Raw genomic sequence first — 2,317 nt, forward strand, 5'->3', positions numbered from 1 at the left:
GACGACATCAGCTTCGAGGTGCGCCCCGGCGCCGTGACGGGCTTCCTCGGCCCGAACGGCGCCGGCAAGTCCACCACGATGCGCATGATCGTGGGCCTCGACCGCCCCGACGCGGGCGCCGCGACCGTCGACGGCCGCCCTTACCGCGAGCTGAAGGCGCCCCTCACCGAGGTGGGCGTCCTGCTCGACGCGAAGGCGGTGCACCCGGGCCGGTCGGCGCGGGCCCACCTGCGCGCGCTCGCCGCGACCCACGGCATCCCGAACTCCCGCGTGCAGGCGGTGATCGACCTCACCGGGCTCGGATCGGTCGCCGATCGCCGGGTCGGCGGCTTCTCGCTCGGCATGGGGCAGCGCCTCGGCATCGCGGCGGCGCTCCTCGGCGACCCGCACACGCTCATCCTCGACGAGCCGGTCAACGGCCTCGACCCCGAGGGCGTGCTGTGGGTGCGCCAGTTGGTGCGCGCGCTCGCCGCCGAGGGGCGGACCATCTTCCTCTCGTCGCACCTGATGAGCGAGATGGCGCAGACGGCCGACGACGTCATCGTGCTCGGCCGTGGCCGCGTGCTCGCGCACACGCCGATCGGCGAGCTGGTCGATGGCGCGTCGCGACAGACCGTGCGGGTGCGGGTGACGGATGCCGCGGCACTCGGCCCGCTGCTCCAGGCCGAGGGTGCGACCGTCGTCGCGCTCGAACAGGACCTCGCCGAGGTCACCGGCCTCGCCGCGGCCCGGATCGCCGAGCTCGCTGTCGGCTCCGGCATCCCCCTTCACGAACTGACCCCGCAGCGCGCGTCGCTGGAGGAGGCCTACATGGCCCTCACCGTCGACGCCGTCGAGTACCGGACGGAGACCACACGATGACCGCCACGACCCTCACCCGCACCCGGATCGGCCGCGACGTCGCATTCGGCGGCGTGCTGCGCTCGGAGTGGATCAAGTTCTGGACCCTGCGCTCGACCTACTGGTCGCTCGGCGCGGCGTTCGTGCTGTCAGTGGGCATCAGCCTGCTCGCGGCCCTCGCGATCGGCAGCATCGCCGGGCCCGACGAACTCGCGATGAACGTCACGGTCGGCCAGCTCGGCACGTTCGGAATCTTCCTGACACAGCTCGTCTTCGGCGTGCTGGGCGCGATCTTCATCACGGGCGAGTACAGCACCGGCATGATCCGGTCGACCTTCGCCGCCGTGCCGACGCGCCTGCCCGCGCTCTTCGCGAAGGCGACGGTGCTCTTCTCGACCGCGTTCGTCGTCGGCCTCGCGATCATCGTGGCGGCCACGGTCACCGGCTCGCTGACGTTCGCGAGCATGGGGCAGCCGGTCGAGTTCACCGAGTTCGGCACGGAGGTGGCGCTGCCGATCCTCGGCGGCGCGCTGTTCCTGGCGCTGCTGAGCGTCTTCGCGCTCGCGGTGGGCGCGATCGTGCGGGCCGGAGCGGGGGCGATCGCGATCGTGCTCGGCCTGCTGCTGGTGGTGCCGATGGTGCTCGGCGCGATCCCGGTGGAGTGGGTGCAGGAGGTGAGCCTCTACACGCTCGCGTCGTCAGGCCCGGGCCTGGCCGCCGCACAGGCGATGGACGCCGACTTCTGGCGCGATCTGCTCGTGACCATCGCGTGGCCGGCCGTCGCGATGGTGGGCGCCGCGGCGGTGGTCGTCAGGCGCGACGCATAGGGTCGCTGTATGACCGGTGCGTCTCCGATCCCCGGCTCCCCGATCGAGAGAGCCGGGGATCGGCGCATCCCGGAACGGGCGACCGAGGCTTCGCAGGAGGCGCCGGAGCTCGCGCTCCCGCGCCCGCCCGGGGTCCTCCGCCGGTTCTGGGCGGCGCATCCTCGGCTCGTCGACATCCTGGTCGTGGTCGCCACCGGGCTCCCGGCGCTCATCGCGAGCGTCGCGATCGGTCCACTCGCCCAGGTGCCGTGGTGGGCGGCGGCGGGCCTCGTCGCCGCAGCAGCCGGGGCGTCGGTGTCGCTGCTGTGGCGACGGAGATGGCCGCTGCTGCCGGTGATCGTGGCATCCGTCGTCTCGGTGCTGCCCTCGCCCATGAGCGGCGGCGGCGTTCTGCCGCTTGTCGCCGCGCTGTACGCCCTCGGCGCGTACGCGGTCGGCCGCACCGTGTGGCTCGGCTTCGGCATCGCCGCCGCGGCCAGCGTGGTCTCCAACGTCGTGAGCACTGCGAACGACGTCACGCTTGCGGGTCGGATCACCTCGGCGGTGCTCGCGGTGCTGTTCGCGCTCGTCGCGATGCTGATCGGCGTGTCGGTCGGCGGCCGCCGCCGCTACGTCGATTCGCTCGTCGCCCGCGCGCGTGACCTCGCCCG

General features: G+C 73.0%; 3 protein-coding genes. All 3 read left to right on the forward strand.

The features are described from left to right. A partial coding sequence (locus EIO58_RS16435) for an ATP-binding cassette domain-containing protein (RefSeq protein ID WP_127820387.1) occupies window positions 1-861 on the forward strand: 861 nt, incomplete at its 5' end. Then, window positions 858-1,667, forward strand: coding sequence for an ABC transporter permease (locus EIO58_RS16440; protein ID WP_127820388.1), 810 nt, complete (start codon window positions 858-860; stop codon window positions 1,665-1,667). The genes EIO58_RS16435 and EIO58_RS16440, both read left to right, overlap by 4 nt. 9 nt (window positions 1,668-1,676) lie before the next feature. Then, window positions 1,677-2,317 (forward strand): DUF7134 domain-containing protein (locus tag EIO58_RS16445; RefSeq protein WP_446723941.1); only part of this gene is annotated, 641 nt, incomplete at its 3' end.

Origin of the sequence: Microbacterium sp. CPCC 204701 (assembly GCF_004010105.1) — a bacterium.
Classification (GTDB): Bacteria; Actinomycetota; Actinomycetes; order Actinomycetales; family Microbacteriaceae; genus Microbacterium.

What these genes read in the sequence shown, in the direction of transcription:
- EIO58_RS16440 (WP_127820388.1), top strand. Translation starts at nt 858, where the DNA reads ATGACCGCCACGACCCTCACCCGCACCCGGATCGGCCGCGACGTCGCA.